This is a genomic window from Achromobacter sp. NCFB-sbj8-Ac1-l, assembly GCF_052695805.1.
On record NZ_CP199812.1, the window covers coordinates 3,540,728 to 3,566,402 of the forward strand.

The following is a 25,675-nucleotide window of genomic DNA, read 5'->3' on the forward strand; positions in this document are numbered from 1 at the left end:
ACCGAGACACGCCATGCACAAACAGATCTTCGTCAACCTGCCCATCCGCGACATGCAGAAGTCGCAGGCCTTCTTCAAAAGCCTGGGGTTCACCTTCAATCCGCAGTTCACCAACGACCAGGGCGCCTGCATGGTGGTGGGCGACAACATCTACGTGATGCTGCTGGTGAAACCCTTCTTCCAGGGCTTTACCGGCAAACCCATCGCGGATGCCACGCAAAGCACCGAAGTGCTGATCGCGCTGTCGTGCGAGACCCGCGCCGAAGTCGACGACCTGGTGGCCCGCGCCACCGCTGCCGGCGGCACCGCGCCGCGCGCGCCGCAGGACCACGGCTTCATGTACAGCCACGGCTTTGACGACCTGGACGGCCACATCTGGGAGGTGTTCCACATGGTGCCGGGCGAGACCCCGCAGGCATGACCCCGCCGGACGCCGCCGCCACGCACCGCGCCATCGAGGCCGTCTGGCGCATCGAAGCCGCCAGCGTCATTGCCGGCGTGGCGCGCCTGGTGCGCGATGTCGGGCTGGCCGAAGAACTGGCCCAGGACGCGCTGGTGGCCGCGCTGGAGCGCTGGCCGACCACCGGCGTGCCGGACAACCCGGGAGCGTGGCTCATGACCACCGCCAAAAACCGCGCCCGCGACCGCCTGCGGCTGGACGCCATCCACCACCGCAAGCACGAGCAGATCGGGCATGAACTGGAAGCGCTGCAGGCCGACGTGGAACCCGATTTCGTCGACGCGCTGGATGCCGCGCGCCAGGACGACATCGGCGACGACCTGCTGCGGCTGGTGTTCACGGCCTGCCACCCGGTGCTGTCCACCGAGGCGCGGGTGGCGTTGACGCTGCGCCTGCTGGGCGGGCTGTCCACGGCCGAGATCGCGCGTGCCTTCCTGGCGTCGGAATCCACCATCGCCCAGCGCATCGTGCGGGCCAAGCGCAGCCTGACCGCGGCCGGCGTGCCCTTCGAGGTGCCCGGCCCGCAAGAGCGCGGGGCGCGCCTGGCGTCGGTGCTGGAAGTGATCTACCTGATCTTCAATGAAGGCTATTCCGCCACCTCGGGGCAGGACTGGATGCGGCCGGCGCTGTGCGACGAAGCGTTGCGGCTGGGGCGCATCCTGGCCCAACTGGCGCCTTTGGAAAGCGAGGTGCACGGACTGGTGGCGCTGATGGAATTGCAGGCCTCGCGGCTGCATGCCCGCAGCGACGCCCAGGGCCGCCCGGTGCTGCTGCTGGAGCAGGACCGCGGCCGCTGGGACACGCTGCTGATCCGCCGCGGCCTGGCCGCCCTGGCGCGGGCCGAAGACCTGGGCGGCGCCAACGGGCCTTACGCGCTGCAGGCCGGCCTGGCCGCCTGCCATGCGCGGGCACGGCAGGCCGAAGACACCGACTGGCCGCGCATCGTGGCGCTGTATGACCGGCTGGCGCAAGCCATGCCGTCGCCGGTGGTGGAACTGAACCGCGCGGTCGCCGTCGGCATGGCCTTCGGTCCGCAGGCCGGGCTGGACCTGGCCGACGAGTTGGCCCGCGATCCGTCGCTGGCCAACTACCACTGGCTGCCCAGTGTGCGCGGCGACCTGCTGGCCAAGCTGGGCCGGCGCGCCGAAGCCGCGGCGCAATTCGAACGCGCGGCCGGCATCACCCAGAACGCCCGCGAACGCGAGATGCTGCTGGCGCGGCAGGCGGCCATGCAGGAGGGCGAGGCGGAAAAATAGTGCCACGACCCTGGCGCCGGGCGGATCCGCCCCCGCTGGCGGGTCCGAGTCGCCCCCCACGGGCGGGCATTGGTCTGACGTTTGCGGCGCGCGCGGCCACGGCGCGACCGATCATGTTTAAATTCCTGGATGGCTTCCCTGTTGCCTTCCCCCCGCGGCGCCGCCGCGCCCGCCGAGCCGATCATCGCCGGTGTGCCGCAGGCGTTCGACCATCCCGACGACCGTGCCGAATTTCGCCGCCAGGCGCATCGGCCCGGCGTCGAGCTGTACCGCGCCCACATCATCCGCCACGCCTTCGAGCCGCATACGCACGAAGCCTTTGGCCTGGGCGCGATCGAAGCCGGCGTCGAACGCTTTCGCTACCGCGGCGCCGAGCACCTGGCCCCGTCCGGGTCGGTGGTGCTGATGAACCCCGACGAACTGCACACCGGCCAGGCCGAAACCGAAGGCGGCTGGCGCTACCGCATGGCCTACATCGACCCCGCCGTGGTCGCGCGGGTCACCGGCGAAGCCGATTGGTGGTTCGATTGCGCCGTGGGCCACGACGCCGCCAGCGCGCAGCGCGTCACCGCGCTGCTCGACGCCTTGTGGCAGGCCCGCGAACCGCTGGCGTTCGACAGCGCCCTGTACGCGCTGCTGACGGAATTTCGCCGCCACGCCCGCGTGCCTCGACCCTTGCAGGCGGCCGCCGTGCCGCGCTTTGCCCGGGTCATCGACTACCTGCGCGCCAACCTGTCGCGGCGCCTGTCGCTGGAAGAACTGGCCGACGTGGCCGGGCTGAGCCCATTCCATTTCCTGCGCAGTTTCCAGGCGCAGCACCACGCCACGCCCCAGCAGATGCTGATGGCGCTGCGCCTGTTCGAGGCCAAGCGCCTGCTGGCCGCGGGCGAAACCCCGGCGCAGGTGGCGCTGGCTGCCGGGCTGACCGACCAGGCCCACCTGACGCGGGCGTTCACCCGCCGCTATGGCGTGACGCCGGCCCGCTATCAGAAGCAAGTGCGCGCCTAGGGCCTGCCCACAAGAAAAAGCCGTCTCGCGCAGGCCCTGGTCCGCCACCCGCCGGCACGGCCCTGCCGACGGCATGCCCCCCCGGCGCCACAGCAATCTGGTACAAGACCCGCCCCGCCCTCATCGCTAGACTGCCCGTCTGTATTGAATTCGCGATGGGAGTCTTTATGTGGGCAGGAACCTTGTACGCGCTGGCGGCCGGCCTGATGTGGGGGCTGGTGTTCGTCGGCCCGCTGTTGCTGCCCGAATACCCCGCCGCCCTGCAATCGGTGGCGCGCTACCTGGCATTCGGCCTGATCGCGCTGCCGCTGGCCTGGCTGGACCGCCGGGCCCTGCGCCAGCTGACCCGCGCCGACTGGGTCGAAGCGCTGAAGCTGGCGGCGATTGGCAACCTGCTCTATTACCTGTGCCTGGCCAGCGCCATCCAGCGCGCCGGCGGCCCCGTGCCCACGATGATCATCGGCACGCTGCCCGTGGTGATTGCCATCTGCGCCAACCTGCGCAATGCGCGGCGCGACGGCCGGCTGCCCTGGAAGCGGCTGGCGCCGTCGCTGGCGCTGATTGCGCTGGGCATCGGCTGCGTCAACCAGGTCGAGTTGCAGGCGCTGCGCCAGGAGGCCGACGCCGACCTGACGCGCTACGCCATCGGCGCCGTGCTGGCGCTGGGCGCCGTGGCCTGCTGGACCTGGTACCCCTTGCGCAACGCCGACTGGCTGCGCGACCACCCCGGCCGCAGCCCGCGCACCTGGGCTACCGCCCAGGGCGTGGCGACGCTGCCGCTGGCGTTGGCCGGTTATGCCCTGCTGTGGGGCGGCATGGCCGCCACCGGCAGCGGCTTTGCCATGCCGCTGGGGCCTCGGCCCGAGGTGTTCCTGGGCTTGATGATCGTCATCGGGCTGTTCTCGTCGTGGCTGGGCACGCTGTGCTGGAACGAAGCCAGCCAGCGCCTGCCCACCGCCCTGGCCGGGCAACTGATCGTGTTCGAGACGCTGGCGGCGCTGGCCTACGCCTTCATCCTGCGCGGCAGCCTGCCGCAGCCGTTGACGCTGGTGGGCATCGCGCTGCTGGTGATCGGGGTGCTGCGCGCGGTGCGGGTCAAGCCCGAAGCCGTGCCGGCGGCGGCCTGACCGGGGTGTCGTCACTGCGGCGGCATCACGGCAGTGGCATCACGGCAGTGGCGCAACGGCGTTGACCGCAGGCGACTAAATGATGTCCGTCAGCCGCCGCAGATCGTCGATGACCTCGAACGCGCCTTCGTCCAGCAGGCGCTGGCGCTGGTCCGGGCCGTTGTGCGAGGCGCCCACATAGCCCACCGCCCGCATGCGCGCGGCCCGGGCGGCGCGCACGCCGGGCACGCTGTCTTCGACCACTACGCAGTCCAGGATGGCGGCGCGCATCTGGCGCGCGGCGAACAGAAACACATCGGGTGCGGGTTTGCCGTGCGCCACCTGCGCCGTGCTGAAGACGTGCGGCGCGAATGCATCCCACAGGCCCACCAGCTTGAGGGCGGCTTCCAGCTTGGGCGGGGTGCTGCTGGACGCCACGCAGAATTCGATGCCGCGCTCGCGCAGCGCGGCCAGGGTTTCGCGCACGCCGGGCAGCGCGCGCAGTTCCTGGCGGAAGGTGTCTTGCAGCCGGTCGGCGTATTGGCGCGGAAAATCCTCGGGCAGCACACGCGCGTTTTCGTCTTGCAGCGTCTGCCACATGTCGGCGTCGGGAATGCCGGCAAAGCGCCGGGCGGCCTCTTGCGGCGTGATCGCAATGCCGTGTTCGGCCAGCGCGCGCGACTGGGCGCGCGCGGCAATGATTTCGCTATCGATCAGGACACCGTCGCAATCGAAGATGACCAGGCGCGGGACAGGCGTAAAAGACATGGTGGCTCCAGGAAGGACGAGCTTGCATGATAGGCCCGACGCGTGACCGCTGCACGGTCGTGCGGCGCGTGCGCGGCCACCGCCATGCCTGCCTTGCCGGTATCGCCCCGGGCTATCGTTCCGTGCCGACGGCGCCGTCCGGATTGCGCCAACGATCCTGCCTGCGCCTACAACCCCGCCCCGCCCAGCCGGCGCAACCGCCACGCGATGAACACGCCGCCCAGCGCCGCGGCCGCGACAATCAGCGAGGCCTGCGCCCAGCCATAGCGGTCGATCACGCCGCCCACCGTGACCGGGCCGATCACCTGGCCCAGGTTGCTGCCCATCATCACCAGGCCGACGGCCGAAGCCGTCAGCGCCGGCCGGGGGGCCACCAGCGGCGCGGTGCCCAGCAGCGTGGCCGGGATCAACCCGCCCACCGCCGAAAACAGCACGCACAGGAGAAAGGTCGGCATCGCCGGAAACACCGATCGGAAGATCAGCAGCGCCACCACGCCCATCGCCGCGCTGGCGCAGGCGATCAAGGTAGACCGCCGCCAGCCGCGCGACAGCAGCACGCCCGCCCCCAGGTTGCCGATGATGTTGGCGGCGCTGGCCGCCGCGCTGTACAGCCCGGCGGTGGCCAGCGGCAGGCCCAGCTTGTCCATCAGCAACACCGGCAGGAACGTGAACAGCGCAAAGAACATCAGGCTGTAGAGCGTGAACGAGGCGGCCAGCAGCAGCGGCCCGGTGGCGCCCAGGGTGTCGGTGGTGTCCTGGCGCAAACCGGCCCACGACAGCCCCTTGCCGCCCGGGATGGCCGGCGCCAGCGCGGCCACGCAGGCCAGCGCCACCAGCACCGCGGCCCCGGCGCACCACCAGTAGGCGTGCCAATCGCCAAACGCCTGCGAGGCCAGCATGGCCACGGCCATGCCGGTGGGCATATAGCAGCTCCAGAGCGCAAAGGCCAGGTCGCGGCTGGACGGCAGCACGATGCGCTGCAAGGCCGCCGGCCCCGCCACGGTGATCAGCAGGAACCCCAGGCCTTCAACCACGCGCGAGGCCAGCAAGGGGCCATAACCCGGCGCCAATGCGCCCGCCGCGGTGCCCAGGGCCGTGGCCAGCAGGCCGCACAACAGCATGCGGCGCGCGCCGAACCGCGCGATGATGCCGCCCGCCGCAATGCCGCCCAGTACGCCCAGGATCGAGAACACGGCCGTCAGCGTGCCGATGGACGCCAGGTCCAGCCCCAGGTCGCGGCGCAAGAGGGGCGCCGCGATGATGACCTTGCCCACCTGCAACGACGCCACGACGCCTGCGCCCACGATCGCCAGCACCGCGCCCCAGCGCGTGACTGCCGGCTGGCCGGCCTGCGCCGCGCCTTCTGCCTTGTCCATCCTTGCCTCTCCTCGCTTGGCGAAGCCGCCAGCATGCCGGGCGGAGCCGATTCTGATAAGTGATAATCTTTTGATGGAACCGATCTAAAAAACAGATCAAGCCCCCGATGATAGACGCCCTGACCCTGGACCAGCTACGCGTGTTTGCCGCCGTGGCCGACACCGGCAGTTTCCGCGCCGCCGCGCGGCAGTTGGCGCGGGTGCAATCGGCCGTCAGCCACGCCATTGCCAACATGGAAGCGCAGTTGGGCGTGCGGCTGTTCGACCGCAGCGGCCACCGCCCCGTCATGACGCCCGAAGGCCAGGCCTTGCTGGCCAATGCGCGCGATATCCTGCTGCGCGTGGATGCCATGCGGGCCCGCGCCCAGGGGCTGGGCGAAGGGGTCGAGCTGGAACTGTCGCTGGTGGTGGACACGCTGTATCCCATTGCCCAGGTGGGCGCCGCGCTGAACCGGCTGCGCGCGGTCTATCCGTCGGTAGCCACGCGCGTGGCGGTGCTGCCGCTGGGCGGGCCGATTGCCGCGCTGCTGGCCGGCAGCCACCAGCTGGGCATCGTCGCGGGCGAGCATTTCCGGCATCCGCGCATTGCCTTGCAGGCGCTGTCGTCGATACAGATGGTGGCGGTGGTGGGCGCGGGCCATCCCTTGGCCGTGCGCGTGGCCGACGGCCAGCCGCTGGCCACGCCCGACCTGGCCGACCATGTGCAAGTGGTGCAGACCGATCCGTCCACGCTCAGCGACGGCCGCGACTTTGCCGTGCTGTCGCCGCAGACGTGTCGGGTCAGCGGGCAGGACACCAAGCATGCGTTGATCCTGGCCGGCGTGGGCTGGGGCCGGCTGCCGCTGTGGCTGGTGGAACGCGACCTGGCCGACGGCCGCCTGCTGCGCCTGCCCGCCGGCGGCCTGGGGCGCGGCAGCCAGGTGGCGACCGAGGTCTACCTGGCGCACCGCATCGACCAGCCGCTGGGGCCGGCGGCGCGTACGCTGGCCGCGGCGCTGGCGGCGGCTTGAACGCGCCGCGCCGCAAGGCCTTTCAGCGCTGGCAGCGCTTCATCAGGTACTTCGGCGATTCCTCGTAGCCCTGGCGGTAATAGAAGCGGTGCGCGTCCACGCGCCGTTCATGGCAATGCACTTCGATGCGGTCGCAGCCGCGCGCCACGGCCAGCGACGCGGCCGCCTCTTCCAGCGCCCGGCCCACGCCGCTGCCGCGCGCCGAATCGCTGACGCAGAAATAGGTGATGCGGCAGAAGTCGCCCGGCAAGGCCAGCTGCACCATGAAGTGCAGGCCGATGAATCCCAGCAGCCGGCCGCCGTCCTCGGCCACCAGCAGTTCGGCGTCGCGGTGGCCCAGCAGGCGCTCGATTTTCCCGGGCACGAACGCCTGCGTACCGGGGTAGCCCAACTGGGCCAGCAGTTCAACGATGTCGGCGCTGTCGCCGACCTCTGCATTGCGGATGATCATGTTGCCTCGCCGAAAAACGCGATGCTAGCGCGGCGCCATGTCGGCGCGATGACCGTGCGCGCCGCGCGGCCGCGGGGCGCGGCCAGGGCTGTCATCGCGCCGCAACATATCGAACAGCGCCTGGACGGCCGGCGCGTCCTTGGCCGGTTCCGACGCCGCCAACGCGAAACGCCGCTGCACGGGCGCCGCCAGCGGCAGCACGCGCAGGCCGCGGCGATTCTCGGGCAAGGTCAGCTCGGGCACCAGCGCCACGCCGACGTTGTCGCGCACCAGCGCAAAGGCGCTGGACCATTCCATGACCTGGGCGCGCACGTCGGTCAGGGCCAGTCCGGCGTCGGCGGCCACGCTGCCCGCGTGCGCCGTGCAGCCGCCGGTGGCCAGTACAAACGGCTGCGCCGCCAATTGCGCCAGGGGCACCGACGCGCCCAGCGCCAGCGGGTGTGCCGCCGGCAGCACCGCCACCCAGTCGTCCGCGCCCAGCGGGCAGGTGCGGCGGCGGGCCGGCGGGTTCAGCACCACGCCCACGTCCACCGTGCCGGCGGCGAGCAGGTCTTCGACCTCGCTGTCGCTGGCTTCCAGCGCGATCACCTCGATGCCCGGATGCAGCTGGCGAAAACGCCGCAGCACCGGCGGCAGGATGGTCGAAAACACCATGGGGAAACTGGCCAGCCGGAGCACCCCGCCCGCCGTGCCCGCGGCCTCGCGCGCCAGCGTCTGGATGCGGCCCAGCGATGCCAGCATGGCGCGGGCTTCCTGCGCCACCCGCAGGCCCAGCGCCGTGGGCACGCTTTGGCGGCGTTCCCGCGTGAAGAGCGGCGCGCCCAGTTGCTGTTCGAGCTGGGCGATGGCCTGGCTGGCGCCGGACTGCGTCATGCCCACCTGCCGCGCGGCATGCGTGATGTTGCCGGCGTCGGCCACGGCCAGCAGCAGCCGCCAGTGGATCAGGTTCATCATGGCATCAGTTCAACTTATGTCTTGTTTCTGAAAGCTTAATTTTACGGATTTCTGCGGCGGCCCCATGCTGACGCCTGGAACCCCCTTTTGCGATTGATTCAGGATGCCCGCATGAAGCTGTATTACGCCCCCAACGCCTGCTCGCTGGCGCCGCACATCGTGCTGCGCGAACTGGCCCTGCCCTTCGAACGGGTGCGAGTGAACAACCAGACCAAGCGCACCGTCGACGGCGCCGACTTCCTGGCCATCAACCCCAAGGGCTACGTCGCGGCGCTGCAAGTGGACGACGGCCAGGTGCTGACCGAAGGCCCGGCCATCGTGCAGTACCTGGCCGACCTGCGCCCCGAGACCGGCCTGGCCCCGCCCGCCGGCAGCTGGGCCCGCAGCCGGCTGCAGGAATGGCTGAATTTCATTTCCACCGAAATCCATGGCGGCTTCGGGCCGCTGTTCAATCGCGCCCTGCCCGAGGACGCGCGCACCTGGTGGCAGGCGCGCCTGGAAAAGCGGCTGGACTACCTGGCCGCGGCGCTGCGCGGACGGCAGGCGCTGCTGGACGAGCGCTACGGCGTGGCGGACGCCTATCTGTACACGGTGCTGCGGTGGGCGGCGCAGTTCGACATCGACCTGGCGCGCTGGCCGGGCCTGCCCGACTACCAGGCTCGCATCGAGGCGCGCCCCGCGGTGCAGGCCGCGCTGGCGGCGGAAGCGGCGGGTTGAACGATGCGCCGCGTCGGCGGCGCGCAAGGCAGCGGCCCAGCACCGAAGGCCGCCATGCGCGCGCGGCGCCTGACGCGGCACGGCATCGTTCGCAGTGATAGCATCTGCGGATGACTTCGATCCTGCACGCCCACCCCATCGATCCGGCCATTCGCGAACGCGTCATGGCCACCCTGGAACACATCGAACAGCGCCACGACGTGCGCGTGCTGCTCGCCTGCGAATCCGGCAGCCGCGGCTGGGGCTTTGCCTCGCCCGACAGCGACTACGACGTGCGCTTCCTGTACGTGCACAAGCTGGACTGGTATTTGCGCGTGTCGCCGCAGCGCGACGTCATCGAGCTGCCGATTGACGATGAACTGGACGTGTCCGGCTGGGAACTGCGCAAGGCGCTGCAACTGCTGCGCGGGTCCAACCCCACGCTGTTCGAATGGCTGGACTCGCCCGTGCTGTACCGCCAGGACGACGCCACCAGCGATTGGCTGCGGCACTTTCGCAGCGAGTATTTCTCGCAGATGAAGGGCCGCTGGCACTACGTGGCCATGGCGGGGCGCAACTTTCGCGAGTCGCTGCAAGGCGACACCGTGCGCCTGAAGAAATACCTGTACGTGCTGCGCCCGGTGCTGGCCGCGCAATGGATCGACAGCGGCCGCGGCATTCCGCCCATGCGCTTTGCCGACCTGGCCGACACCATGGTCACCGACCCCGCGCTGCGCGACGAGATCAACGAATTGCTGGCCATCAAGATGCAGGCCGGCGAGGCCAGGGAAGGCCCGCGCTTTCCGTTGATCCACGCCTATCTGGAAGCCACGCTGACGGCCCTGGAAAATGCGCCTTTCTTCGACCGGCCGGACGGCCAGACCGAACGGCTGGACCGGTTCCTGTACGAAGTCGTGACGGGGGCATCGCTGACGTATTGAACGCGGCCGGCGCATACCGGCCCAACGATCGGGATAGGCGACTATCCCGACTTGGCCTGGGCGCCGATGGTGCGCAAGGCCCGCGTGCATAGACGCCGGGTGGCGGCCACCGGGCTTTCCTTGCCCCAGCGCGTGCACACCGCCCTGACCCAGGCCGGCTGGTCCTTGCTGGCATCGTTCAACCAGTTCGCCACCGAATCCTGCACATACACCGCCGGGTCCGCGCGTAGCGGTTCCAGCAGCGGCAAGGCGCGGCCCGGGTCGGCCTTGAGCGCCGCGATATGGGCGCACCACACGCCGCGCGGCCGCAACGACTCGCTGGCGAAGCGGCGCAGCCGCTCTGATGGGTGCGTCGTCCAGGGACGCAACAGCGCAATCGACGTATCCAGCTCGGCCGCCAGCGCCGGGCGCACGGCCAGCCAGGCCCATTCCCGCACGCCGAAATGCGCGTCATCGGCCAACGGCTGAATCCACGCGAGCCGCTGCTTCAGCGATAGGCCCGGCGCCGCGCCCGCCATGAAGCAGGCCCATCCGCGCACCGTGTCCGACGCATGCCCGGCCATCCGCGCGAAGGCGTCGGCGCCCAATTGTGCCTGCAGGATGCCTGCCGCCAGCGCCATGCGCCTGGAAATGCCGGCAGTGGCGGCGCCGCGCATCTGTTCCAGTCCGGCGGCGCCCACATCCGGCGCCACCGCCTGCATCAGCTGCGCAAAGTCCACCGCCAGGCATTCGGTCAGGTGCAAGGCCGGGGCGCCCGCATTCAGTTGTGCGAGGCGCTTGGCATCGATGTCCTTCACGCCGCGGCCAGCAGGCTTGCGTGCGGATGCGGCGGTCATCGGGCTTGCTCCAGCAACGCGGCGCGGCCGCTGTCGGTGCCCTGCCAGACCTTGCCCAGCAACGTGCTCAACTGCGCACGGTCCGCCGGCGACAGGCCGTCGAACAACGATCCGATCCATTGCGCGTGTTCCTTGAACAGCTTGGCCGCCGTAGTCTTGCCCTTGGCGGTCAGCCGCGCGGTGATCATGCGCCGATCTTGCTGCCCCGCTTGGCGCTGCACGAAGCCGTCGCGCTCCAGGCCGTCCAGCAGCCCCGTCACCGTGGCCCGCGTCACGCCAGCCCGCGTCGCGAGTTCGTGGGGCGGCAGGCCGCCGGCCTGCCCATGCAGCAGGAACAGCAGCACGAACTTGCCTTCGGACAGCTGCCTGGGCGCCAGGCGCGCGGCGCAGTCGCGGTCAATGGCGCGGGCCAAGGCCAGGACCTGGAAGCAGAGTTCGATGCCATCGCACGAGGGCAGGCCGCGACGCGCGGCCTCGTCCAGCAGGGCGTGGTGCTTGGGTTCCAGCATGGGGCGAACGGGCTGCGGCATGGACTTGGCTCATGAAATATGGTGGCATATAGTATGGCGGCTAACTATTAATTGGCAAGTGGTCGTCGGCGCGGCCGCTATCATGGCATTCATCCCATTCACGCCCCGCCCCTATGCCCCCACATGCAGACGTCACCCTGCGCCGCCTGCGCGAAGACGACGTGCCGATGATCCTGGCCCTGGAGTCCGACCCCGAGGTCATGCGCCACAGCACCGGCGTGAAACCGGCCACCGACGCGCGCCGCCAGGAATTGCTGGACTGGCTGCAGCAACCGGTGGACGCTATCGGCCACTGGGCCGTGGTGGCGCCGGACGGCGCGGCCGTCGGCTGGATCAGCCTGACCCGCCTGGAAGACACCGGCCGGCTGCAACTGGCCTACCGCCTGCAGCAGGCCGCCTGGGGCCGCGGCTACGCCACCCAGGCCGCGCGCCAGCTGTGCGACTATGCCTGGCGCACGCTGGACATCACGGCATTGTTTGCCGTCACCTGGCCGGACAACCTGGGTTCGCAGCGCGTACTGCACAAGCTGGGCTTCGTGTACCAGGCCAACGAAACGCACTACGGCCGCGACACCCGCGTTTACGCACTGCCCAAGCCTACCGCCGCCGTTCGCTGACCTCGGCATGGCGCCGCGCGATGGCCTGCGCCCGGTCGCGCATGCGTTCGGCCACCTGGGCCAGGCGGCCGCCGGCCAGCCGGTCGGCCATGGCCGTCACCGTCACCGCGCCCAGCGGTTCGCGATCATCTGCCCGAATCGCCAGCGCCACCGCGCTGGTGCCCGGCATCAGCCCGTTGGGCGCATGCGCGATGCCGCTGGCACGTGCCTGGTCCACGCGCCGCAAGATATCATCGACCGATTCCCCCGCCACCGCCAGGCGTGCGGCGTTGGCGTGCACGATGGCGGCGCTTTCCGACGCGTCCAGGCACGACAGCAGCGCCACGCCCGACACGCCCAGGCCCAGCGGCCGGCGCACGCCCACTTCGATCGAGAGCACCTGGATCGGATGATGCCCGGTCTTGCGGCCAATGCAGATGGAATCGTGGCCGTGGCGCACGCTGAGGAAGACGGTGTCCCCCACCTGGTCGGCCAGTTCGGCCAGATACGGATCGGCCAGGGTCAAGAGCGGAAAGCGGCGCGTGCGTGCCAGGCCCAGCAGGCTGATCTCGCCGCCGATCAGGTAACGCCGGGTGGCCACGTCCTGCTCGACGGCGCCTTCCTGCACCAGCGTCTTGAGCAGGCGGTGCACGGTGGGCCGGTTCAGGCCCGACATGCGCACCAGGTCGATCAGCCGCACGCCCCGCTCTTGCCCGCAGGCCACCAGCCGCAGGATTGCCATGGCGCGGCGCACGGTCTGCGCGCCGGGCAGCGCGTCGTCGGCCTCGTTGCCCGCCGCCGTGCCGCGCGGCGTATGGTCATCGTCCACCGTGCCTCGCAGTGCGTCGACGTCGCCCGCTATGCCACCCGCCCGCGCGTTCATGGCGTGTCCTGCCCCATGACCGACTTGGGCGTCTGGCGCAGCGTGCGCTTGGTGATCAGCGGCCCCAGCCGCGCGTAGTTCGGCCCGCCGATGCGGCAGACGGGGTCGAGCAAGGTGGTGTCGATCTTGCCGTCGCGCGCCAGCCCGTCGCGGATGTGAAACAGCCGCACTTCGCCGACGAAGAATTCCGCCCCCGTGTCGCCAAACGGCGTCACGCTGTGCAGCACGCATTCCAGGCTGACGGGCGCCGCGGCCAGGCGCGGGGTGGCGATGGCCTCGCCCGGCAGCACGTCCAGCTGCAGCAGTTCGGCTTCGCTGACTTCGGGCGGATGCTCTTCGGCGCTGGCGTGAATGGCATCGAGCAGGTCTGCATTGCCGATGTTCACCACGAAATGGCCGTGCTCAAGAATATTGCGGGCGGTGTCTTTGCGCAGCCCCGCCTTGCGGCCGATGTTCACGCCCAGCATCGGCGGCGTGTTGGACACGAAGGTATAGCAGCTGAACGGCGCCAGGTTCACCTTGCCGCCCGGCCCCAGCGTGGTGATCCAGGCGATCGGGCGCGGCACCACGATGCCGCTCATGAGCTTGTAGGTTTGTTCGGGGGTCAGTTCCGGGGCGGCGATACGCATCACAAGACGTCCATATATTGAACCTGAAAAGCCGGCCAATACCGCGGCCGACGATAGCTTTGCGCCCATTTTCCCGGGTTTTCCAGGGGGCGGTGAATCCGGACAAACCGCGATTCCCGCAATAAGTCCAACATTCGGACTTTTTCGAATTTTTGGCGTTGTCGCCCGGCGGGCAAGTTTCTAGAGTCTGTGCAAACAACAGAACAACCCAAGGAGACAACCCATGCACCCGCTTGCCAAAGCCTGCGCCGCCCTGGCGCTGACCGCTGTGACCACCCTCGCCCACGCCTGGCCCGACAAACCCGTGAAGATCGTGGTGCCCTACCCGCCCGGCGGCAATGTGGACGTGGCCGCGCGCCTGATCGGGCCGGGCCTGCAGGCGGCGTTCGGCCAGCCGTTCATCGTGGAAAACAAGCCGGGCGCGGGCGGCATGATCGCAGGCGAACAGGTGGCGCGCTCGGCGCCCGACGGCTACACGCTGTTCATGGCGGCCAACGGCCCCTTGCTGTTCAGCCCGCTGATCTTCAAGCGCCAGGCCTACAAGTGGGACCGCGATTTCGAACCCATCAGCTCGGTGTCGTACACGCCGCTGGTGTTGCAGGTGCGGCCCGGCCTGCCGGTCAAGACCCTGGGCGACCTGCTGGCGCTGGCCAGGCAGGAACCGGGCAAGCTGAACATGGCCTCGCCGGGCGCCGGCACCACCAACCACCTGGTGAGCGAACTGCTGCAATCGCTGACCGGCGCACGCTGGACCACGGCGCAATACAAGGGCAACGCCCCCGCCACCACCGACCTGTTGGGCGGCCAGGTGGACTTCAATTTCGACCAGATCTCGGTATCGCTGCCGTACATCAAGGAAGGCCGCACGCGTGGCCTGGCCGTGACGACGGCGCAGCGCGTGCCGTCGCTGCCCGACGTGCCCACCTTTGCCGAAGCCGGCGTGCCCGGCATGGAAGCCGCCACCTTCACTGGCCTGCTGGCGCCCAAGGGCACGCCGCCCGAGGTATTGGCGCAACTGAGCCAGGCGCTGGACAAGATCCTGCGCCAGCCCGACATCATCCAGCGCTTCCAGGAACTGGGCGCCGATGCCCAGGCCAGTTCGCCCGCCGATTTCACCCGCTACCTGGCCGCGGAAGACGCGCGCTGGACGCCCATCATCGAACGCGCCGGCATCACCGCCAACTAGGTTGCGCAAGGCGCCTTGTGGCGCCGACCGACCCTGCCCGCTCCCGACTCCTTTCCCTGGCCACACACCATGACACGACAAAGCATCTACGCCGAAGGCTTCAGCCACAAGAACCCCATTCCCGCCGCCTGCCGCGTCGGCAACCTGCTGTATTCCGGCAGCATCCAGGGCACGGACCCGGCCACGGGCGCCTACGGCGACACGCTGGAGCGCCAGTGCGAGCTGATGTTCGACCACATCCGCCGCATCGTTCAAGCGGGCGGCGGGTCGCTCGGCCAGATCGCCAAGATGACCGTCTGGATGCGCGACCGCAGCCAGCGCGCGGCGCTCAACGCCGTGTGGCTGCGCGCCTTTCCCGACCCGGCCGATCGCCCCGCCCGCCACACCATGCAGGCGGACCTGGACGGCGACAAGCTCATCGAATGCGACTTCGTCGCGGTGCTGGGCTAGGGCCTGCCAACACCAAGGACCAACATGCCGCAATACCTGCCCTTTCACCCCCACCCCACCGCGCCGGCCACGGCCTTGCCGCCGAAAGCCTGCGACAGCCAGTTCCACGTGTTCGGGCCCGTCTACCGCTACCCGGTGCGCCCCGGCTCGGCCTATGAAATGCCCAGCGCCACCATCGACACCGCGCTGCGCCTGCACCGCCTGCTGGGCATCGAGCGCGGCGTCATCGTGCAGGCCACCACCTACGGCGCCGACCACCAGGTGGTGCTGGACGGTCTGGCCACGGCCGGCCCCGGCTACCGCGGCTGCGCCAACGCGCTGGTGCTGGCCGAACGCGACGACGCCTACATCGCCCGGCTGCACGACGCGGGCGTGCGCGGCGCGCGCTTCACCCGCCAGGGCCTGGGCATCAGCATGGACCCGGCCACGTTCCAGCGCGCCATCGACCGCATCCGCGAACTGGGCTGGTACGCAAAATTCCAGCCCGAACCCGACGGCATGATGGCGCAGGCGGCTCAGTTCGAAGCGCTGGACATTCCGGTGCTGATCGACCACATGGGCCGCGCCGACCCCACCGCCGGGGCCGACGACCCCACGCGCCGCAAGCTGGTCGAGTTGCTGGGCCGGGGCAACTTCTGGGTAATGCTGTCGCTGACCGAAAAGCTGTCGCGATCCGGCCCGCCCTGGGACGACGTGGTGCCGCTGGCCCACGCCCTGATCGCCGCCAACCCCGACCGCGTCGTATGGGGCAGCGACTGGCCCCACCCGGTGTCCGTCAAGCAGCCGCCCGACGAGGGCCGCCTGGTGGATCAGTTGCACCGCTACGCGGGCGACGACGCCACGCTCAAGAAAATTCTGGTCGACAACCCGGCCCGCCTTTTTGGATTCGACGCATGAAACTCCTGTCCTTTGAATACCAGGGCCGCGCCGGCTTCGGCCTGTTGCGCGGCGACTCGGTCGTCGACCTGAGCCAGCTTGGCCATGCCGACCTGCACGCCGTGCTGGCGGCCGGCGCCCTGCCGCGCCTGGCCGACCTGGCCGCGAACCTGGACGCCACGTTGCCGCTGGCGGCCCTGACGCTGCGCCCGCCCATTGCCGCGCCCGGCAAGATCATCTGCGTGGGCGTCAACTACGGCAACCGCAACGAGGAATACAAAGACGGCAGCGCGCCGCCGCAATACCCCAGCGTGTTCCCGCGCTTTCCCGAGTCGTTCGTGGGCCACGGCCAGCCGCTGCTGCGGCCGCCGGAATCCGAACAGCTGGACTACGAAGGTGAAATCGCCCTGGTCATCGGCAAGGCCGGCCGCCGCATCGCCGCGGCCGACGCCTGGTCGCACGTGGCCGGCCTGACCTGCCTGAACGAAGGCACGATCCGCGACTGGCTGCGCCACGGCAAGTTCAACGTCACCCAAGGCAAGAACTGGGACGCCAGCGGGTCCATGGGCCCTTGGCTCGTCACCGCCGACGAGTTCGACCCCCGCGCGCCGCTGACCGTCACCACCCGCGTCAACGGCGAGATTCGCCAGCACGACACCACCGCCAACCTGATGTTCCCGTTCGATGAACTGATCCGCTACATCTCCACCTGGACCACCTTGCAACCCGGCGACGTCATTTCGACCGGCACGCCGATCGGCGCGGGCGTGCGCTTCACGCCGCCCCGTTTCCTGAAACCCGGTGACGTGGTCGAGGTGGAAGTCTCGGGCATCGGCACGCTCTCCAACCCCGTGGCCGACGAAGCGGCCGCGCGCTCCTGAGGTAAGCCCCATGTTGAACGAAGCCTCCCGCCAACGCGCCGCCGACCTGCTGATCGAGGCCGAACGCACCGGCGTGCCCACCACCCAGCTGGACCAGGCCTTTCCCGGCATCGAGATCGACGACGCCTACACCATCCAGCAACGCATCATTGCCGCCAAGCTGGCGGCCGGCGCGCGGTTGCGCGGCCACAAGATCGGCCTGACGTCCAAGGCCATGCAGAGCACCGTCGGCATCAACGAGCCCGACTACGGCCATTTGCTGGACACCATGTTCTTCCAGGATGGCGACACCATCGCCACCGATAAACTCATCGTGCCCCGCGTGGAGGTCGAGCTTGCCTTCGTGCTGGGCAAGCCGCTCAAGGGCCCGGACGTCACGCTGTTCGACGTGCTGGACGCGACCGACTACGTGGTGCCGGCGCTGGAACTGATCGACGGGCGCAGCAAGTACCCGCGCCGCATCGTCGACAACATCGCCGACAACGCCGCCTGCGCCGGCATCATCCTGGGCGGCCGCCCCGTACGGCCGCTGGACGTGGACCTGCGCTGGGTCGGCGCGCTGCTGTTGAAGAACGGCGTCATCGAAGAGTCGGGCGTGTCCGCCGCCGTGCTGGGGCATCCGGCCATGGGCATCGTCTGGCTGGCCAATAAACTCGCGCAGCACGACACCGGCCTGCAAGCCGGATACGTCGTGCTGGCCGGCTCGTTCACCCGCACCGTCGCGGTCGCCAAGGGCGACACCATCCATGCGGACTACGGTCCGCTGGGCAGCATCTCGGTGCATTTCTCGTAAGGGGACGGCCGTGCAACTTCCCCTCAACGCATTCAAGCGGGCCCTGCGCGACCAACGCCACCAGACTGGCCTGTGGGTCACGCTGGCCAACCCCAACAGCGCCGAACTGGTGGCCGGGTCGGGCTTTGACTGGCTGCTGCTGGATACCGAGCATTCACCCGCCCTGTTGCCCACGGTGATGGCGCAGTTGCAGGCGGTGGCCGCCTACTCCTGCCATCCCGTCGTACGCCCGACCTGGAACGACAACCTGCAGATCAAGCGCTACCTGGACATCGGCGCGCAGACCCTGCTGCTGCCCTACGTGCAGAATGCCGCCGAAGCCGAGCACGCCGTGGCCGGCATGCGCTATGCACCGCTCGGCGTACGCGGCGTGGGCGGCACCGTGCGCGCCACCCGCTATGGCCGCGTCGCCGACTACATGCAGCGCTGCGAAGACGAACTGTGCCTGCTGATCCAGGCCGAAACCGGCGAAGCGCTGGAGCAGCTGGACGCCATGGCGGCCGTCGACGGCGTGGACGGCGTCTTCATCGGCCCGGCCGACCTGGCCGCAAGCCTGGGCTACCCCGGCGAACCCGGCCACCCCAAGGTGGTGGCCGCGGTCGAATCCGCCATCGCCCGCATTCGAAAGGCGGGCAAGGCGCCCGGCGTGCTGACCGTGGACGAAACGCTGGCGCGGCGCTACATGGCCGCGGGCAGCCTGTTCACGGCGGTGGGGGTCGACGCGGCCTTGCTGGCCAGGCAGTGCGATCAGCTGGCGCAGCGGTTCAGCGTGGCCGCGTAGCAGCGCAAGACGGGAGCCTGGTCGCGCGGGGCGGCCAGGCGCTTGCCCCTGGAACGCGCGCCTGACCGCGCTGCCGGGCACGGGCAAGCCGCCGTGCTTGCGGGTACGCTATCGGTTTTCTCACTTGCCGAGCCCTTGCATGTCCGACAACACCCAAGCCTTTGACGCCGCCACCTATATCGCCCAGAGCCTGGAAGGCCTGCGCGCCGCCACCGCCGCGCACTGCGGCACCTGGCACCTGGACGAAGCCGAGCAATGGTCTGTGGACATGGACAGCGGCCTGATCGTGTTCCAGCTACCCGGCGGCATTATCGCCCGCGCGCCGGTGCAGATCGTCGGCACCACCAACAGCGCCGACGGCACCTTCCTGTGGGGCTGGGACCACCCGTCGGTGCCCGCCGAACTGGCCGAACACGCGCAACTGGCGCAGGCCTTCGGCCAGGCCCATGGCCTGCCCGCCTATACCACCCGCCAGGTGGCCTGCGAAGACGAACAGGCCTGGGAATTCACCGCCGTCGCCATGCGCCTGGGCGAAGCCAGCGGCGCGTATCGCGCCCAGGCGTCGGACACCGCCTACGTGTGGATGACGTTCGGGCAGGTGACGCTGTCGCAGGCAGACGCCTAAGCCGGTTTTTCTGGCCGAATGCCCGTATACGCCGCACGCGGCCGGATCACATTCTGGCTGCCTCGCTGCTCCAGCCCGTGCGCCAGCCAGCCGATCGAACGGCCCAGCGCGAACAGGCCAAACGCCGCGCCCACCGGCAGCCCCAGGTGGCGACGCACCGCCACCAACGCGAAATCCAGCGACGGGCGCTGCCCCACCAGCGTGAACGCCTGGTCGATGAACGACTGCCACGCCGCGCGCTGCGGCAGGATGCGGCCCAGCATGGCGATCGCGCGGGGGTCGCCGCCCGGATAAAGATGGTGGCCGAAGCCCGGCAGGTCTTCGCCGCGCGCCAGGCGTTCGCGCAAGGTCGCGCCCGGGTCGCCGCCGCGATCCCGCTCGTCCCATAGGGCTTCGACGCGCGCCGTGGTGCCGCCATGGCGTCCGCCCGTCAGCGCCGCCAGGCCGCCGACGATGCCCGCGCGCAGGCTGGCGCCGGTGGACGCAATGCAGCGCGCCGTGAAACTCGACGCGTTCAATTCGTGGTCTGCGCTGAGCACCAGCGCCATCCGGACCAGATCCGCACCGGCGGCATCCAGGCCCCAGGCGCGGGCGCACTGCATGTGAATCGGCGCGGTGTCCGGCGGCGCCTGCAACAGGCAGGCGGCCAGCGTGCGCACCAGATCGCCGCACCCCTGCGCCTGGCGCGCCGCCGCGCCTTGCCACAGCGCGGTCGCGTCATCGTCGCTGGCCGCGGTGAACAACGGCAGCAATGCGCTTTCCGCGCGCTGCCCGCGGTGCTGCGCGAGCAGGCCGGCCAGCCCGGCCGGCCACGGCAGCGCGGGGCCGCCGAACGCGGCGCGCGCATCGCACTGCCACAGGTGCGCCGCCACGGCTTCCACCGACGCCGACTCGGCCAGCGTCACCGCGTTGACGCCGCGGTAGTACATCTGCCCGTCTTCGATCAGCGTGATGGCCGACTCCAGCACCGGCAGCCCCCAGCTCAGCGTCGCCTTGGCGACTTCCTTGGGCTTGCGGCCCCGCGTGCGCTGCGCGGCCAGGCGCTCGACGTCGTCAGCCAGGTAGCGGCTTTCGCGGTGGCTGTCGCCCGCTTCGGCGTGCAGCAGGCCGCGGCTGACGTAGGCGTACAGCGTCTGGCGCGACACGCCCAGGCGGGCGGCGGCTTCGGAAGAAGACAGGTAGTTGGGCATGGCGCGCAGAGGGGGATGAAAGGTCACAAAGTCACAAGCGACGGGTCAACTCGGCAGTCGGTCTGCAGGCAGCCCGCTCGATAAGTTGATTAATCTAATCAATATTGACAATTAAAACCAGAAGAATAGGCTGTCGACATTGCTTGATGAACCAGGAAACGCCATGTCCGCCCCCCGCCACGACCCGACCTTGCCGCCCCCCGCCTTCGCCGATTACCTGCGCCAGTTCTGGCTCGCCGCGGGCGGCGACGCTGCCCACTTGCCCGGTGTCAGCGTCACGGGCCACGGCGCGCTGGCGTCCGCCTTTGCCGTCACCGACTTTGCCGCCGCCGCCATCGGCGCGGCGGGCCTGGCGCTGGCGGAATTCGCGGCCAAGGGGTCCGGCGACCTGCCCCCCGTGCAGGTCGACCGGCGCCTGGCGTCCTTCTGGTTCGGCACCACCCTGCGCCCGGTCGGCTGGACCGCACCGCCGCTATGGGATGCCGTGGCGGGCGACTATCTGGCGTCCGACGGCTGGATACGGCTGCACACCAACGCGCCCCACCACCGCGACGCGGCCCTGGCCATCCTGGGCGTGGCCGCCGACCGCGACGCCGTTGCCCAGGCCGTGGCGCGCTGGCGTGCCGATGACCTGGAAGCGGCCGTGGTCGAACGCAACGGCTGCGCCGCCGCCATGCGCAGCCTGGACGCCTGGGCGGCCCACCCCCAGGGCCGCAGCGTCGCCGCCGAACCCTTGCTGCACCGCGCGCCCGGCATTCACGCCGCCCGCCCCGGCGGGCAGATTCCCCGCCAGCGCCCGCTGCAAGGCATCCGCGTGCTGGACCTGACCCGTATCCTGGCCGGCCCCGTCGCCACGCGCTTCCTGGCCGGCTACGGCGCCGACGTGCTGCGCATCGACCCCATCGGCTGGGAAGAGCCCGGCACGGTGCCCGAAGTGGTGCTGGGCAAGCGCTGCGCGCGGCTGAACCTGAAAGACCCCGCCGACCGCGCCGTGCTCGAACAGTTGCTGGGCCAGGCCGATGTGATGATCCACGGCTACCGCCCCGATGCCCTGGCGCGCCTGGGCCTGGACGCCGACCGCCGCCGCGCCCTCAACCCCGCGCTGGTGGATGTGTCGCTGGACGCCTATGGCTGGACCGGCCCCTGGCATGGCCGCCGCGGCTTCGACAGCCTGGTGCAGATGAGCACCGGCATTGCCGATGCCGGCATGCGCGCGGCGGGCAGCGACCGCCCCGTGCCGCTGCCCTGCCAGGCCATCGACCACGCCACCGGCTACCTGATGGCCGCGGCAGCGCTGCGCGGCCTGACCGAACGCTACGCGACCGGTGTGGGCAGCAGCGCCCGGGCCTCGCTGGCGCGGACGGCGCGGGTGCTGGTGGCGCATGCGGGCCCGTTGCAGGGCGGACCGGCCTTGGCGCCCGAATCACCGCAGGATCTGACGACGACGATCGAAGAAACGTCTTGGGGCCCGGTGCGGCGCGTCAACGTGCCGCTGCGAGTGGGTGACATTCCGGAAGCGTGGGATTACCCCGCGAGTGCGTTGGGGTCGAGCCCGGCGCGGTGGCGGTGACTGCAGGCGTTGTGCGCAGCCGCGATGAGCGGCGAGCTAGGTGCGTTCACGCCTTCGAGTGCGGTGCGAGCTGCGCAACATGTTCTGCATAGTCTGGAAACGCCGCGGCCAACGCCGCCGCGTCCGCCAGTTCGAATTCAGAAAACTCGAAACCCGGCGCGACCGTGCAGCCCACCAGCGCGAGATGCTCAGGCGCCGCACAGCGCGCACCAAACCAGCATCCCGCTGGCACGACGGCCTGGAACACGCTGCCAGGATGAGTAAGCGGGTTACCCAGTCGGTGGATCGTCAACCCCTTGCCCTCGCTGAGCACCCACACCTCGAGCGGATCGCCCGCGTAGAAATGCCAGATTTCGTCCGAGCCGATCCTGTGCCACGAGGAATACGCCCCATCACACAACAAGTAATAGATCGCCGTTGATGCGGACCGCGACGCCCCATCTGCCGCCCGCAAGATCGAATCGGCAGCACGATAGGTTTCACGGAAATAGCCCCCTTCGGGGTGCGGCTGCAGGTCAAACTGCGCAATCAGGTCAGCGGCAGAAATTGGCATGGCATGTGAAATCAATGAAGGGATGAATTGGCTCGGCAACAGACCGATCTGCCCTGCATGCAGCAGATCAAACGCTGCAAAAAATGCGCCACGGGATTGCTGATGGCGGGCACTTGATTCTACTCAGATCGGCACCCCTGCGTGCATTGGCCGCGCGTCTATTGGCACGGCGAGAAGCCCTGGTTGTTGAGTGGCGTACTCGCTAGTCCTGCTGGCCCGGCTTGGCGCAAACGACGGAATCAAAGGCATATCCCTCGCCCACCCTCTTCGCGCTCGACACACGATCGTCGGCGATGCGCACGTACAACCCCGGGCCTTGCTCACCGACGCATGCGCCTGCGGATGAATATTCCATCGCGACAAGAACGTGAGAGAGCGCGACAACGGTTGACGGCGCGTCCATCACCTTGCCGGGCAGCATCATCGCCATCATCGCAAAAAGAGTGTAGGCAAGAGGTGCGAAAAATTCGTTGAGTGCCCGCAACTCACCGTCTTCGCGAGCGTTTGCGAATTTCTTGCCGGTACGCAAACGCTCCCAGAATCCCGCCCTGTCTTTCGCGGACGCTTTGTTGAACACCTTGAAGCCGCGGGTGAATGATGCAAGCATGATCACCAACATTTGCACCACCGCGAAGATCGCCAGCAAGACGGCCGCAAACTGGATCAAGTGCAGCACAAAAGACGCCGATGAAAGCAGCCCCAGGAAATTGGGGAAGCGCTCGGCGGGTTCACCCGTTATCTCGAGCGTGAAACGCGATGCCTGCGCCCTGCCGGTCCAAAGCGCCACCGACCCAATCAGCAGATAAATCGATGCCCAGAACGGTCGGCTCCATCGCCAGACGGAACGTATGATGAAAAAAATGTTCCGCAAGGCCGCATAGGTCAGCAACGCCAACGACACCCCCATGACCCAGGGATGCCACAAGATGTTCATATCGACGGCCACCCCTAACGCCAGCATGGAGATCCACAACATGGCTGTTGCGCCATAGCAGACCATGACATCTACCGGAATCTTCTGCAGCGCCCTCAACTTGCGCATGAGACGAACCGTCACCCGAAGCAGCCACATCCTCAATGGCCGCAGCAATGGCAGCCATTCGCGCAAAATCGGATAAACCATGCTCAGGATCAACAGCCCGGCAAATCCTTTCTTTACCGCCAGATTGGGGATGAACAAGACGGCCAGGATTATCGTCACTACATAGACAGCGCCGAAGATGCCGGGACGCTTGAACAGAGTAACCATGCGCGTTTTGGAATAATTTTTATTGTTGCTCATACCAAGACCCTGAATTCAATTGCCGAACGAGAAACGCATCTTAAAGCTATGGTTTCCGCATGAAGCGCCGCAAGGCCGCCCCAACGATGCGCCCAAACGATAGCGCAATTGCACACGTCCGAGACGCAGGCAACGCCCCCATCCGGTGAACGCCGGAGTAGATTGTCGCCATCGACAAGCCTGCTCTCCTTCACGATTCCCTATGGACTTGCTGATCACCGCTGCGGCACATGCGTTGGCTGCGAGCGACCCGTTGCGCGCCCTGGGCCGCGTGGCCTTGCGCGACGATGCACCGGCCCTGGCGCTGCGCGGGATTCGAAAACGTAGTCTGACACCTCAACCCGCCTCAGTAGGGCATCGGTGTCATCGCATATGCCGCCCAGGAACTCCGTGTCATTGTTCTTTGGATCGCCTTTTCACGAATTCCAAGTACTTTTTATCTTCCCCGTCGAATAGCCGCTTTCCGAAGCTCGCATATAGCTGCCGAAATAGTTCGTACGCTTGATCAAATTCCTCTGCGTCGAAGTGTACGGTTGCAGCGAGGAATTGCACTGAAGGGTCTGATGACGACCCATACAGAAGCGTCATAACTTCAATCCACGACTTTGCTGACTTGTATTTTCTTGTGTCTCTATAGAAAACCACTAGCCCACGAGCCAACGATTGAGCATAGTCGTAGTCGATCTTTGGCTCGGGGATACATGTCCAAGCATTGAGAAATTTCGATTCAGCCTTTTCGATATCTCCAGATTTCCAGGCCACTCGCCCTTCATTCGCGTATTTCTGTAAAGAGCTGAGTTGTTGATCGGTGAGCGGTTTCACCATATTTTTTCCTTAAGGGAAGAAGGTACGTCTCACGAAATCTGGCGCCAGCCCGCGCGCAGCCCGCCAATACGTTGCCGACTATCGACATTTCCTAAGCATCGATTCGGAAATTGCAGCGGGTCTACACTACGCACTCCCGATCCCCTTGGGCACTAGAAGATTCCGATTTTTAGGTAGCCTGAAGCAAATCGGATCCCTGACGCGCGAGACATGGCGGACTTCGCCCCCCAAGACGCCGATGGTAGATTGCAACCTTCGGCAGGCAACTGTCAGGCCAGAACCTTCATGGACTTGCTTATCACCGCCGCGGCACATGCGTTGGCTGCGAGCGACCCGTTGCGCGCCCTGGGCCGCGTGGCCTTGCGCGACGATGCTCCGGCCCTGGCGCTGCGCGGGATTCGAAAACGTAGTCTGACACTGAGGCTTCCGCACCTGTTCGCCAACCTTGAGCAGGTCCAAGCGATTACCGATCAATGGCTGCTCGATTACAACCAGTACCGCCCGCACGAATCGCTGGGTGGCCTTCCGCCAGTGCAATTCATGCCCCGGCTAACCCTTGCTCCGATCGTCTATCAACCGATGTCTACTTGACAGGGGTGCTTACGAACTATTTATAACGCTATCAAAAATTTCGTCTTTTTTCATTTGAATTTCGAAAGTAAGTTGTCAGACTACGTCTTCACACAGCCACCTTCAGGCCGAAAGCTGACACCTTATTTTCTGTGGTCAAAATCGTAGTCTGAAACTCTATTTTTCTAGACCAACTTTAAATTTGCACCATGGCGGGAATTCACCTGAAAAAACAAAAAAATCATCCACATATCTCAAACCAAGCATCTCCAAGCGTCGAATAAATTCATCTGCCGCCTCCCCTCCAAAACAAGGCCCAAACGATACGAGATCGGTACTATTATCAAGTGGCGCCTCAAATTCAAGTACAGTCAACAATCTATCTATAGTCACAGACTGAGACTCAAGAGCTTGGCGACGAATAACAATTCCATAGTCGACAATATCAATAAAACCCATGGCGTTACTCCTGGAATTTTTATGCTCTCGGGCACATTAATTTTTAGGTTATAAATAGGTAAACTTTGGATTGGCTGCAGAATTTGCCCCCACTCCGGCGAGCCACCTTGACCTATCAGGCTGCTGAAATACTC

At 67.8% G+C, this 25,675-nt stretch carries 30 protein-coding genes; 17 read left to right on the plus strand and 13 right to left on the minus strand.

Annotated features, from left to right (window positions below; all coding sequences use genetic code 11):
* The first annotated feature begins 13 nt into the window (after positions 1-13).
* The 4 genes from ACUDP5_RS16235 to ACUDP5_RS16250 all read left to right on the plus strand — a co-directional run bounded on the left by ACUDP5_RS16235 (position 14) and on the right by ACUDP5_RS16250 (position 3,851).
* Complete coding sequence (locus ACUDP5_RS16235; RefSeq protein ID WP_445656578.1) at positions 14-421, plus strand: VOC family protein; 408 nt, start codon at positions 14-16, stop codon at positions 419-421.
* Positions 418-1,716 (plus strand): RNA polymerase sigma factor, encoded by a 1,299-nt coding sequence (locus tag ACUDP5_RS16240; RefSeq protein ID WP_445656579.1) that lies wholly within the window; start codon positions 418-420, stop codon positions 1,714-1,716. Before ACUDP5_RS16235 ends, ACUDP5_RS16240 begins: the two co-directional genes overlap by 4 nt.
* Before the next feature lie 129 nt (positions 1,717-1,845).
* On the plus strand, positions 1,846-2,724 hold the full coding sequence (locus ACUDP5_RS16245; RefSeq protein WP_445656580.1) for an AraC family ligand binding domain-containing protein: 879 nt from the start codon (positions 1,846-1,848) through the stop codon (positions 2,722-2,724).
* Between the two features lie 167 nt (positions 2,725-2,891).
* Positions 2,892-3,851, plus strand: coding sequence for a DMT family transporter (locus ACUDP5_RS16250; RefSeq protein WP_445656581.1), 960 nt, complete (start codon positions 2,892-2,894; stop codon positions 3,849-3,851).
* Positions 3,852-3,926: 75 nt separating this feature from the next.
* Here the strand turns inward: ACUDP5_RS16250 and ACUDP5_RS16255 are convergent, their stop codons facing one another.
* Both ACUDP5_RS16255 and ACUDP5_RS16260 read right to left on the minus strand, forming a co-directional pair.
* Positions 3,927-4,598, minus strand: a complete 672-nt coding sequence (locus ACUDP5_RS16255; protein ID WP_263913108.1) for an HAD family hydrolase — start codon at positions 4,596-4,598, stop codon at positions 3,927-3,929.
* A 167-nt stretch (positions 4,599-4,765) separates the two neighbouring features.
* A complete protein-coding gene (locus tag ACUDP5_RS16260) occupies positions 4,766-5,974 on the minus strand; it encodes an MFS transporter (protein WP_445656582.1) in 1,209 nt (402 codons plus the stop codon).
* A gap of 107 nt (positions 5,975-6,081) precedes the next feature.
* Here ACUDP5_RS16260 and ACUDP5_RS16265 point away from each other — a divergent pair, with 107 nt between their 5' ends.
* Positions 6,082-6,984: a LysR family transcriptional regulator gene (locus ACUDP5_RS16265; RefSeq protein ID WP_445656583.1), complete on the plus strand. Its 903-nt coding sequence runs from the start codon at positions 6,082-6,084 to the stop codon at positions 6,982-6,984.
* A 22-nt stretch (positions 6,985-7,006) separates the two neighbouring features.
* On the opposite strand, the gene ACUDP5_RS16270 is transcribed toward ACUDP5_RS16265, so the two are convergent.
* Positions 7,007-7,435: a GNAT family N-acetyltransferase gene (locus tag ACUDP5_RS16270; RefSeq protein ID WP_263913105.1), complete on the minus strand. Its 429-nt coding sequence runs from the start codon at positions 7,433-7,435 to the stop codon at positions 7,007-7,009.
* A gap of 24 nt (positions 7,436-7,459) precedes the next feature.
* Complete coding sequence (locus ACUDP5_RS16275) at positions 7,460-8,389, minus strand: LysR family transcriptional regulator (RefSeq protein ID WP_445656584.1); 930 nt, start codon at positions 8,387-8,389, stop codon at positions 7,460-7,462.
* A gap of 111 nt (positions 8,390-8,500) precedes the next feature.
* On the opposite strand from ACUDP5_RS16275, the gene gstA reads away from it, so the two are divergent.
* Both gstA and ACUDP5_RS16285 read left to right on the plus strand, forming a co-directional pair.
* Positions 8,501-9,106: a glutathione transferase GstA gene (gene gstA, locus ACUDP5_RS16280; RefSeq protein WP_445656585.1), complete on the plus strand. Its 606-nt coding sequence runs from the start codon at positions 8,501-8,503 to the stop codon at positions 9,104-9,106.
* A 110-nt stretch (positions 9,107-9,216) separates the two neighbouring features.
* Positions 9,217-10,026, plus strand: a complete 810-nt coding sequence (locus tag ACUDP5_RS16285; RefSeq protein WP_445656586.1) for a nucleotidyltransferase domain-containing protein — start codon at positions 9,217-9,219, stop codon at positions 10,024-10,026.
* A 41-nt stretch (positions 10,027-10,067) separates the two neighbouring features.
* Here the strand turns inward: ACUDP5_RS16285 and ACUDP5_RS16290 are convergent, their stop codons facing one another.
* Positions 10,068-10,862: a DNA alkylation repair protein gene (locus ACUDP5_RS16290; protein WP_445656587.1), complete on the minus strand. Its 795-nt coding sequence runs from the start codon at positions 10,860-10,862 to the stop codon at positions 10,068-10,070.
* Complete coding sequence (locus ACUDP5_RS16295) at positions 10,859-11,392, minus strand: MarR family winged helix-turn-helix transcriptional regulator (protein ID WP_263913100.1); 534 nt, start codon at positions 11,390-11,392, stop codon at positions 10,859-10,861. The genes ACUDP5_RS16290 and ACUDP5_RS16295 overlap by 4 nt, the downstream gene beginning before the upstream one ends.
* Before the next feature lie 113 nt (positions 11,393-11,505).
* Here ACUDP5_RS16295 and ACUDP5_RS16300 point away from each other — a divergent pair, with 113 nt between their 5' ends.
* Entirely contained in the window at positions 11,506-12,009 is a 504-nt protein-coding gene (locus ACUDP5_RS16300; RefSeq protein WP_445656588.1) for a GNAT family N-acetyltransferase, read from the plus strand.
* Here the strand turns inward: ACUDP5_RS16300 and ACUDP5_RS16305 are convergent.
* Together ACUDP5_RS16305 and ACUDP5_RS16310 are read right to left on the minus strand one after the other, a co-directional pair.
* Positions 11,990-12,871: an IclR family transcriptional regulator gene (locus ACUDP5_RS16305; RefSeq protein ID WP_445656589.1), complete on the minus strand. Its 882-nt coding sequence runs from the start codon at positions 12,869-12,871 to the stop codon at positions 11,990-11,992. The two genes, ACUDP5_RS16300 and ACUDP5_RS16305, sit on opposite strands and share 20 nt — an antisense overlap.
* Positions 12,868-13,500: a flavin reductase family protein gene (locus ACUDP5_RS16310; protein WP_445656590.1), complete on the minus strand. Its 633-nt coding sequence runs from the start codon at positions 13,498-13,500 to the stop codon at positions 12,868-12,870. Before ACUDP5_RS16310 ends, ACUDP5_RS16305 begins: the two co-directional genes overlap by 4 nt.
* Positions 13,501-13,723: 223 nt before the next feature.
* Here ACUDP5_RS16310 and ACUDP5_RS16315 point away from each other — a divergent pair, with 223 nt between their 5' ends.
* The 7 genes from ACUDP5_RS16315 (at position 13,724) to ACUDP5_RS16345 (ending at position 19,092) form a co-directional block, all read left to right on the plus strand.
* Complete coding sequence (locus ACUDP5_RS16315; protein WP_445656591.1) at positions 13,724-14,686, plus strand: Bug family tripartite tricarboxylate transporter substrate binding protein; 963 nt, start codon at positions 13,724-13,726, stop codon at positions 14,684-14,686.
* Positions 14,687-14,755: 69 nt separating this feature from the next.
* Positions 14,756-15,136 carry a RidA family protein gene (locus tag ACUDP5_RS16320; protein WP_175195161.1) on the plus strand — a complete coding sequence of 127 codons (381 nt, stop codon included), beginning with the start codon at positions 14,756-14,758 and terminating at the stop codon, positions 15,134-15,136.
* Between the two features lie 24 nt (positions 15,137-15,160).
* Entirely contained in the window at positions 15,161-16,033 is an 873-nt protein-coding gene (locus tag ACUDP5_RS16325) for an amidohydrolase family protein (RefSeq protein WP_445656592.1), read from the plus strand.
* Complete coding sequence (locus tag ACUDP5_RS16330) at positions 16,030-16,893, plus strand: fumarylacetoacetate hydrolase family protein (RefSeq protein ID WP_445656593.1); 864 nt, start codon at positions 16,030-16,032, stop codon at positions 16,891-16,893. The genes ACUDP5_RS16325 and ACUDP5_RS16330 overlap by 4 nt, the downstream gene beginning before the upstream one ends.
* Positions 16,894-16,903: 10 nt before the next feature.
* Entirely contained in the window at positions 16,904-17,686 is a 783-nt protein-coding gene (hpaH, locus tag ACUDP5_RS16335; protein ID WP_263913093.1) for a 2-oxo-hept-4-ene-1,7-dioate hydratase, read from the plus strand.
* A gap of 10 nt (positions 17,687-17,696) precedes the next feature.
* Positions 17,697-18,467: an aldolase/citrate lyase family protein gene (locus ACUDP5_RS16340; protein ID WP_263913092.1), complete on the plus strand. Its 771-nt coding sequence runs from the start codon at positions 17,697-17,699 to the stop codon at positions 18,465-18,467.
* Positions 18,468-18,606: 139 nt separating this feature from the next.
* Positions 18,607-19,092 (plus strand): DUF6882 domain-containing protein, encoded by a 486-nt coding sequence (locus ACUDP5_RS16345; RefSeq protein WP_445656594.1) that lies wholly within the window; start codon positions 18,607-18,609, stop codon positions 19,090-19,092.
* Here ACUDP5_RS16345 and ACUDP5_RS16350 read toward each other — a convergent pair.
* Complete coding sequence (locus ACUDP5_RS16350) at positions 19,089-20,282, minus strand: citrate synthase family protein (RefSeq protein WP_445659175.1); 1,194 nt, start codon at positions 20,280-20,282, stop codon at positions 19,089-19,091. The genes ACUDP5_RS16345 and ACUDP5_RS16350 overlap by 4 nt on opposite strands.
* 163 nt (positions 20,283-20,445) lie before the next feature.
* Here ACUDP5_RS16350 and ACUDP5_RS16355 point away from each other — a divergent pair, with 163 nt between their 5' ends.
* The gene (locus ACUDP5_RS16355) at positions 20,446-21,852 is read left to right on the plus strand and encodes a CoA transferase (protein WP_445656595.1); all 1,407 of its coding nucleotides are present in this window, start codon (positions 20,446-20,448) and stop codon (positions 21,850-21,852) included.
* A gap of 46 nt (positions 21,853-21,898) precedes the next feature.
* Here the strand turns inward: ACUDP5_RS16355 and ACUDP5_RS16360 are convergent, their stop codons facing one another.
* From ACUDP5_RS16360 to ACUDP5_RS16370, 3 genes are all read right to left on the minus strand, one after another.
* Complete coding sequence (locus tag ACUDP5_RS16360) at positions 21,899-22,405, minus strand: cupin domain-containing protein (RefSeq protein ID WP_445659176.1); 507 nt, start codon at positions 22,403-22,405, stop codon at positions 21,899-21,901.
* A gap of 202 nt (positions 22,406-22,607) precedes the next feature.
* Positions 22,608-23,687: a hypothetical protein gene (locus ACUDP5_RS16365; RefSeq protein ID WP_445656596.1), complete on the minus strand. Its 1,080-nt coding sequence runs from the start codon at positions 23,685-23,687 to the stop codon at positions 22,608-22,610.
* Between the two features lie 393 nt (positions 23,688-24,080).
* A complete protein-coding gene (locus ACUDP5_RS16370; protein WP_445656597.1) occupies positions 24,081-24,512 on the minus strand; it encodes a hypothetical protein in 432 nt (143 codons plus the stop codon).
* A gap of 285 nt (positions 24,513-24,797) precedes the next feature.
* Between ACUDP5_RS16370 and ACUDP5_RS16375 the strand changes: the two genes are divergently transcribed.
* Entirely contained in the window at positions 24,798-25,103 is a 306-nt protein-coding gene (locus ACUDP5_RS16375) for an integrase core domain-containing protein (protein ID WP_445656598.1), read from the plus strand.
* A gap of 156 nt (positions 25,104-25,259) precedes the next feature.
* Here ACUDP5_RS16375 and ACUDP5_RS16380 read toward each other — a convergent pair whose 3' ends face one another.
* Positions 25,260-25,541, minus strand: coding sequence for a hypothetical protein (locus ACUDP5_RS16380; RefSeq protein WP_445656599.1), 282 nt, complete (start codon positions 25,539-25,541; stop codon positions 25,260-25,262).
* Positions 25,542-25,675 lie beyond the last annotated feature (134 nt).

Bases quoted from the DNA above. Each gene is read 5' to 3' on its own strand.
- ACUDP5_RS16235 (WP_445656578.1), top strand. From the start codon at position 14: ATGCACAAACAGATCTTCGTCAACCTGCCCATCCGCGACATGCAGAAG.
- ACUDP5_RS16240 (WP_445656579.1), top strand. From the start codon at position 418: ATGACCCCGCCGGACGCCGCCGCCACGCACCGCGCCATCGAGGCCGTC.
- ACUDP5_RS16245 (WP_445656580.1), top strand. From the start codon at position 1,846: ATGGCTTCCCTGTTGCCTTCCCCCCGCGGCGCCGCCGCGCCCGCCGAG.
- ACUDP5_RS16250 (WP_445656581.1), top strand. From the start codon at position 2,892: ATGTGGGCAGGAACCTTGTACGCGCTGGCGGCCGGCCTGATGTGGGGG.
- ACUDP5_RS16255 (WP_263913108.1), bottom strand. From the start codon at position 4,598: ATGTCTTTTACGCCTGTCCCGCGCCTGGTCATCTTCGATTGCGACGGT.
- ACUDP5_RS16260 (WP_445656582.1), bottom strand. From the start codon at position 5,974: ATGGACAAGGCAGAAGGCGCGGCGCAGGCCGGCCAGCCGGCAGTCACG.
- ACUDP5_RS16265 (WP_445656583.1), top strand. From the start codon at position 6,082: ATGATAGACGCCCTGACCCTGGACCAGCTACGCGTGTTTGCCGCCGTG.
- ACUDP5_RS16270 (WP_263913105.1), bottom strand. From the start codon at position 7,435: ATGATCATCCGCAATGCAGAGGTCGGCGACAGCGCCGACATCGTTGAA.
- ACUDP5_RS16275 (WP_445656584.1), bottom strand. From the start codon at position 8,389: ATGATGAACCTGATCCACTGGCGGCTGCTGCTGGCCGTGGCCGACGCC.
- gstA (WP_445656585.1), top strand. From the start codon at position 8,501: ATGAAGCTGTATTACGCCCCCAACGCCTGCTCGCTGGCGCCGCACATC.
- ACUDP5_RS16285 (WP_445656586.1), top strand. From the start codon at position 9,217: ATGACTTCGATCCTGCACGCCCACCCCATCGATCCGGCCATTCGCGAA.
- ACUDP5_RS16290 (WP_445656587.1), bottom strand. From the start codon at position 10,862: ATGACCGCCGCATCCGCACGCAAGCCTGCTGGCCGCGGCGTGAAGGAC.
- ACUDP5_RS16295 (WP_263913100.1), bottom strand. From the start codon at position 11,392: ATGCCGCAGCCCGTTCGCCCCATGCTGGAACCCAAGCACCACGCCCTG.
- ACUDP5_RS16300 (WP_445656588.1), top strand. From the start codon at position 11,506: ATGCCCCCACATGCAGACGTCACCCTGCGCCGCCTGCGCGAAGACGAC.
- ACUDP5_RS16305 (WP_445656589.1), bottom strand. From the start codon at position 12,871: ATGAACGCGCGGGCGGGTGGCATAGCGGGCGACGTCGACGCACTGCGA.
- ACUDP5_RS16310 (WP_445656590.1), bottom strand. From the start codon at position 13,500: ATGCGTATCGCCGCCCCGGAACTGACCCCCGAACAAACCTACAAGCTC.
- ACUDP5_RS16315 (WP_445656591.1), top strand. From the start codon at position 13,724: ATGCACCCGCTTGCCAAAGCCTGCGCCGCCCTGGCGCTGACCGCTGTG.
- ACUDP5_RS16320 (WP_175195161.1), top strand. From the start codon at position 14,756: ATGACACGACAAAGCATCTACGCCGAAGGCTTCAGCCACAAGAACCCC.
- ACUDP5_RS16325 (WP_445656592.1), top strand. From the start codon at position 15,161: ATGCCGCAATACCTGCCCTTTCACCCCCACCCCACCGCGCCGGCCACG.
- ACUDP5_RS16330 (WP_445656593.1), top strand. From the start codon at position 16,030: ATGAAACTCCTGTCCTTTGAATACCAGGGCCGCGCCGGCTTCGGCCTG.
- hpaH (WP_263913093.1), top strand. From the start codon at position 16,904: ATGTTGAACGAAGCCTCCCGCCAACGCGCCGCCGACCTGCTGATCGAG.
- ACUDP5_RS16345 (WP_445656594.1), top strand. From the start codon at position 18,607: ATGTCCGACAACACCCAAGCCTTTGACGCCGCCACCTATATCGCCCAG.
- ACUDP5_RS16350 (WP_445659175.1), bottom strand. From the start codon at position 20,282: ATGCCCAACTACCTGTCTTCTTCCGAAGCCGCCGCCCGCCTGGGCGTG.
- ACUDP5_RS16355 (WP_445656595.1), top strand. From the start codon at position 20,446: ATGTCCGCCCCCCGCCACGACCCGACCTTGCCGCCCCCCGCCTTCGCC.
- ACUDP5_RS16360 (WP_445659176.1), bottom strand. From the start codon at position 22,405: ATGCCAATTTCTGCCGCTGACCTGATTGCGCAGTTTGACCTGCAGCCG.
- ACUDP5_RS16365 (WP_445656596.1), bottom strand. From the start codon at position 23,687: ATGAGCAACAATAAAAATTATTCCAAAACGCGCATGGTTACTCTGTTC.
- ACUDP5_RS16370 (WP_445656597.1), bottom strand. From the start codon at position 24,512: ATGGTGAAACCGCTCACCGATCAACAACTCAGCTCTTTACAGAAATAC.
- ACUDP5_RS16375 (WP_445656598.1), top strand. From the start codon at position 24,798: ATGGACTTGCTTATCACCGCCGCGGCACATGCGTTGGCTGCGAGCGAC.
- ACUDP5_RS16380 (WP_445656599.1), bottom strand. From the start codon at position 25,541: ATGGGTTTTATTGATATTGTCGACTATGGAATTGTTATTCGTCGCCAA.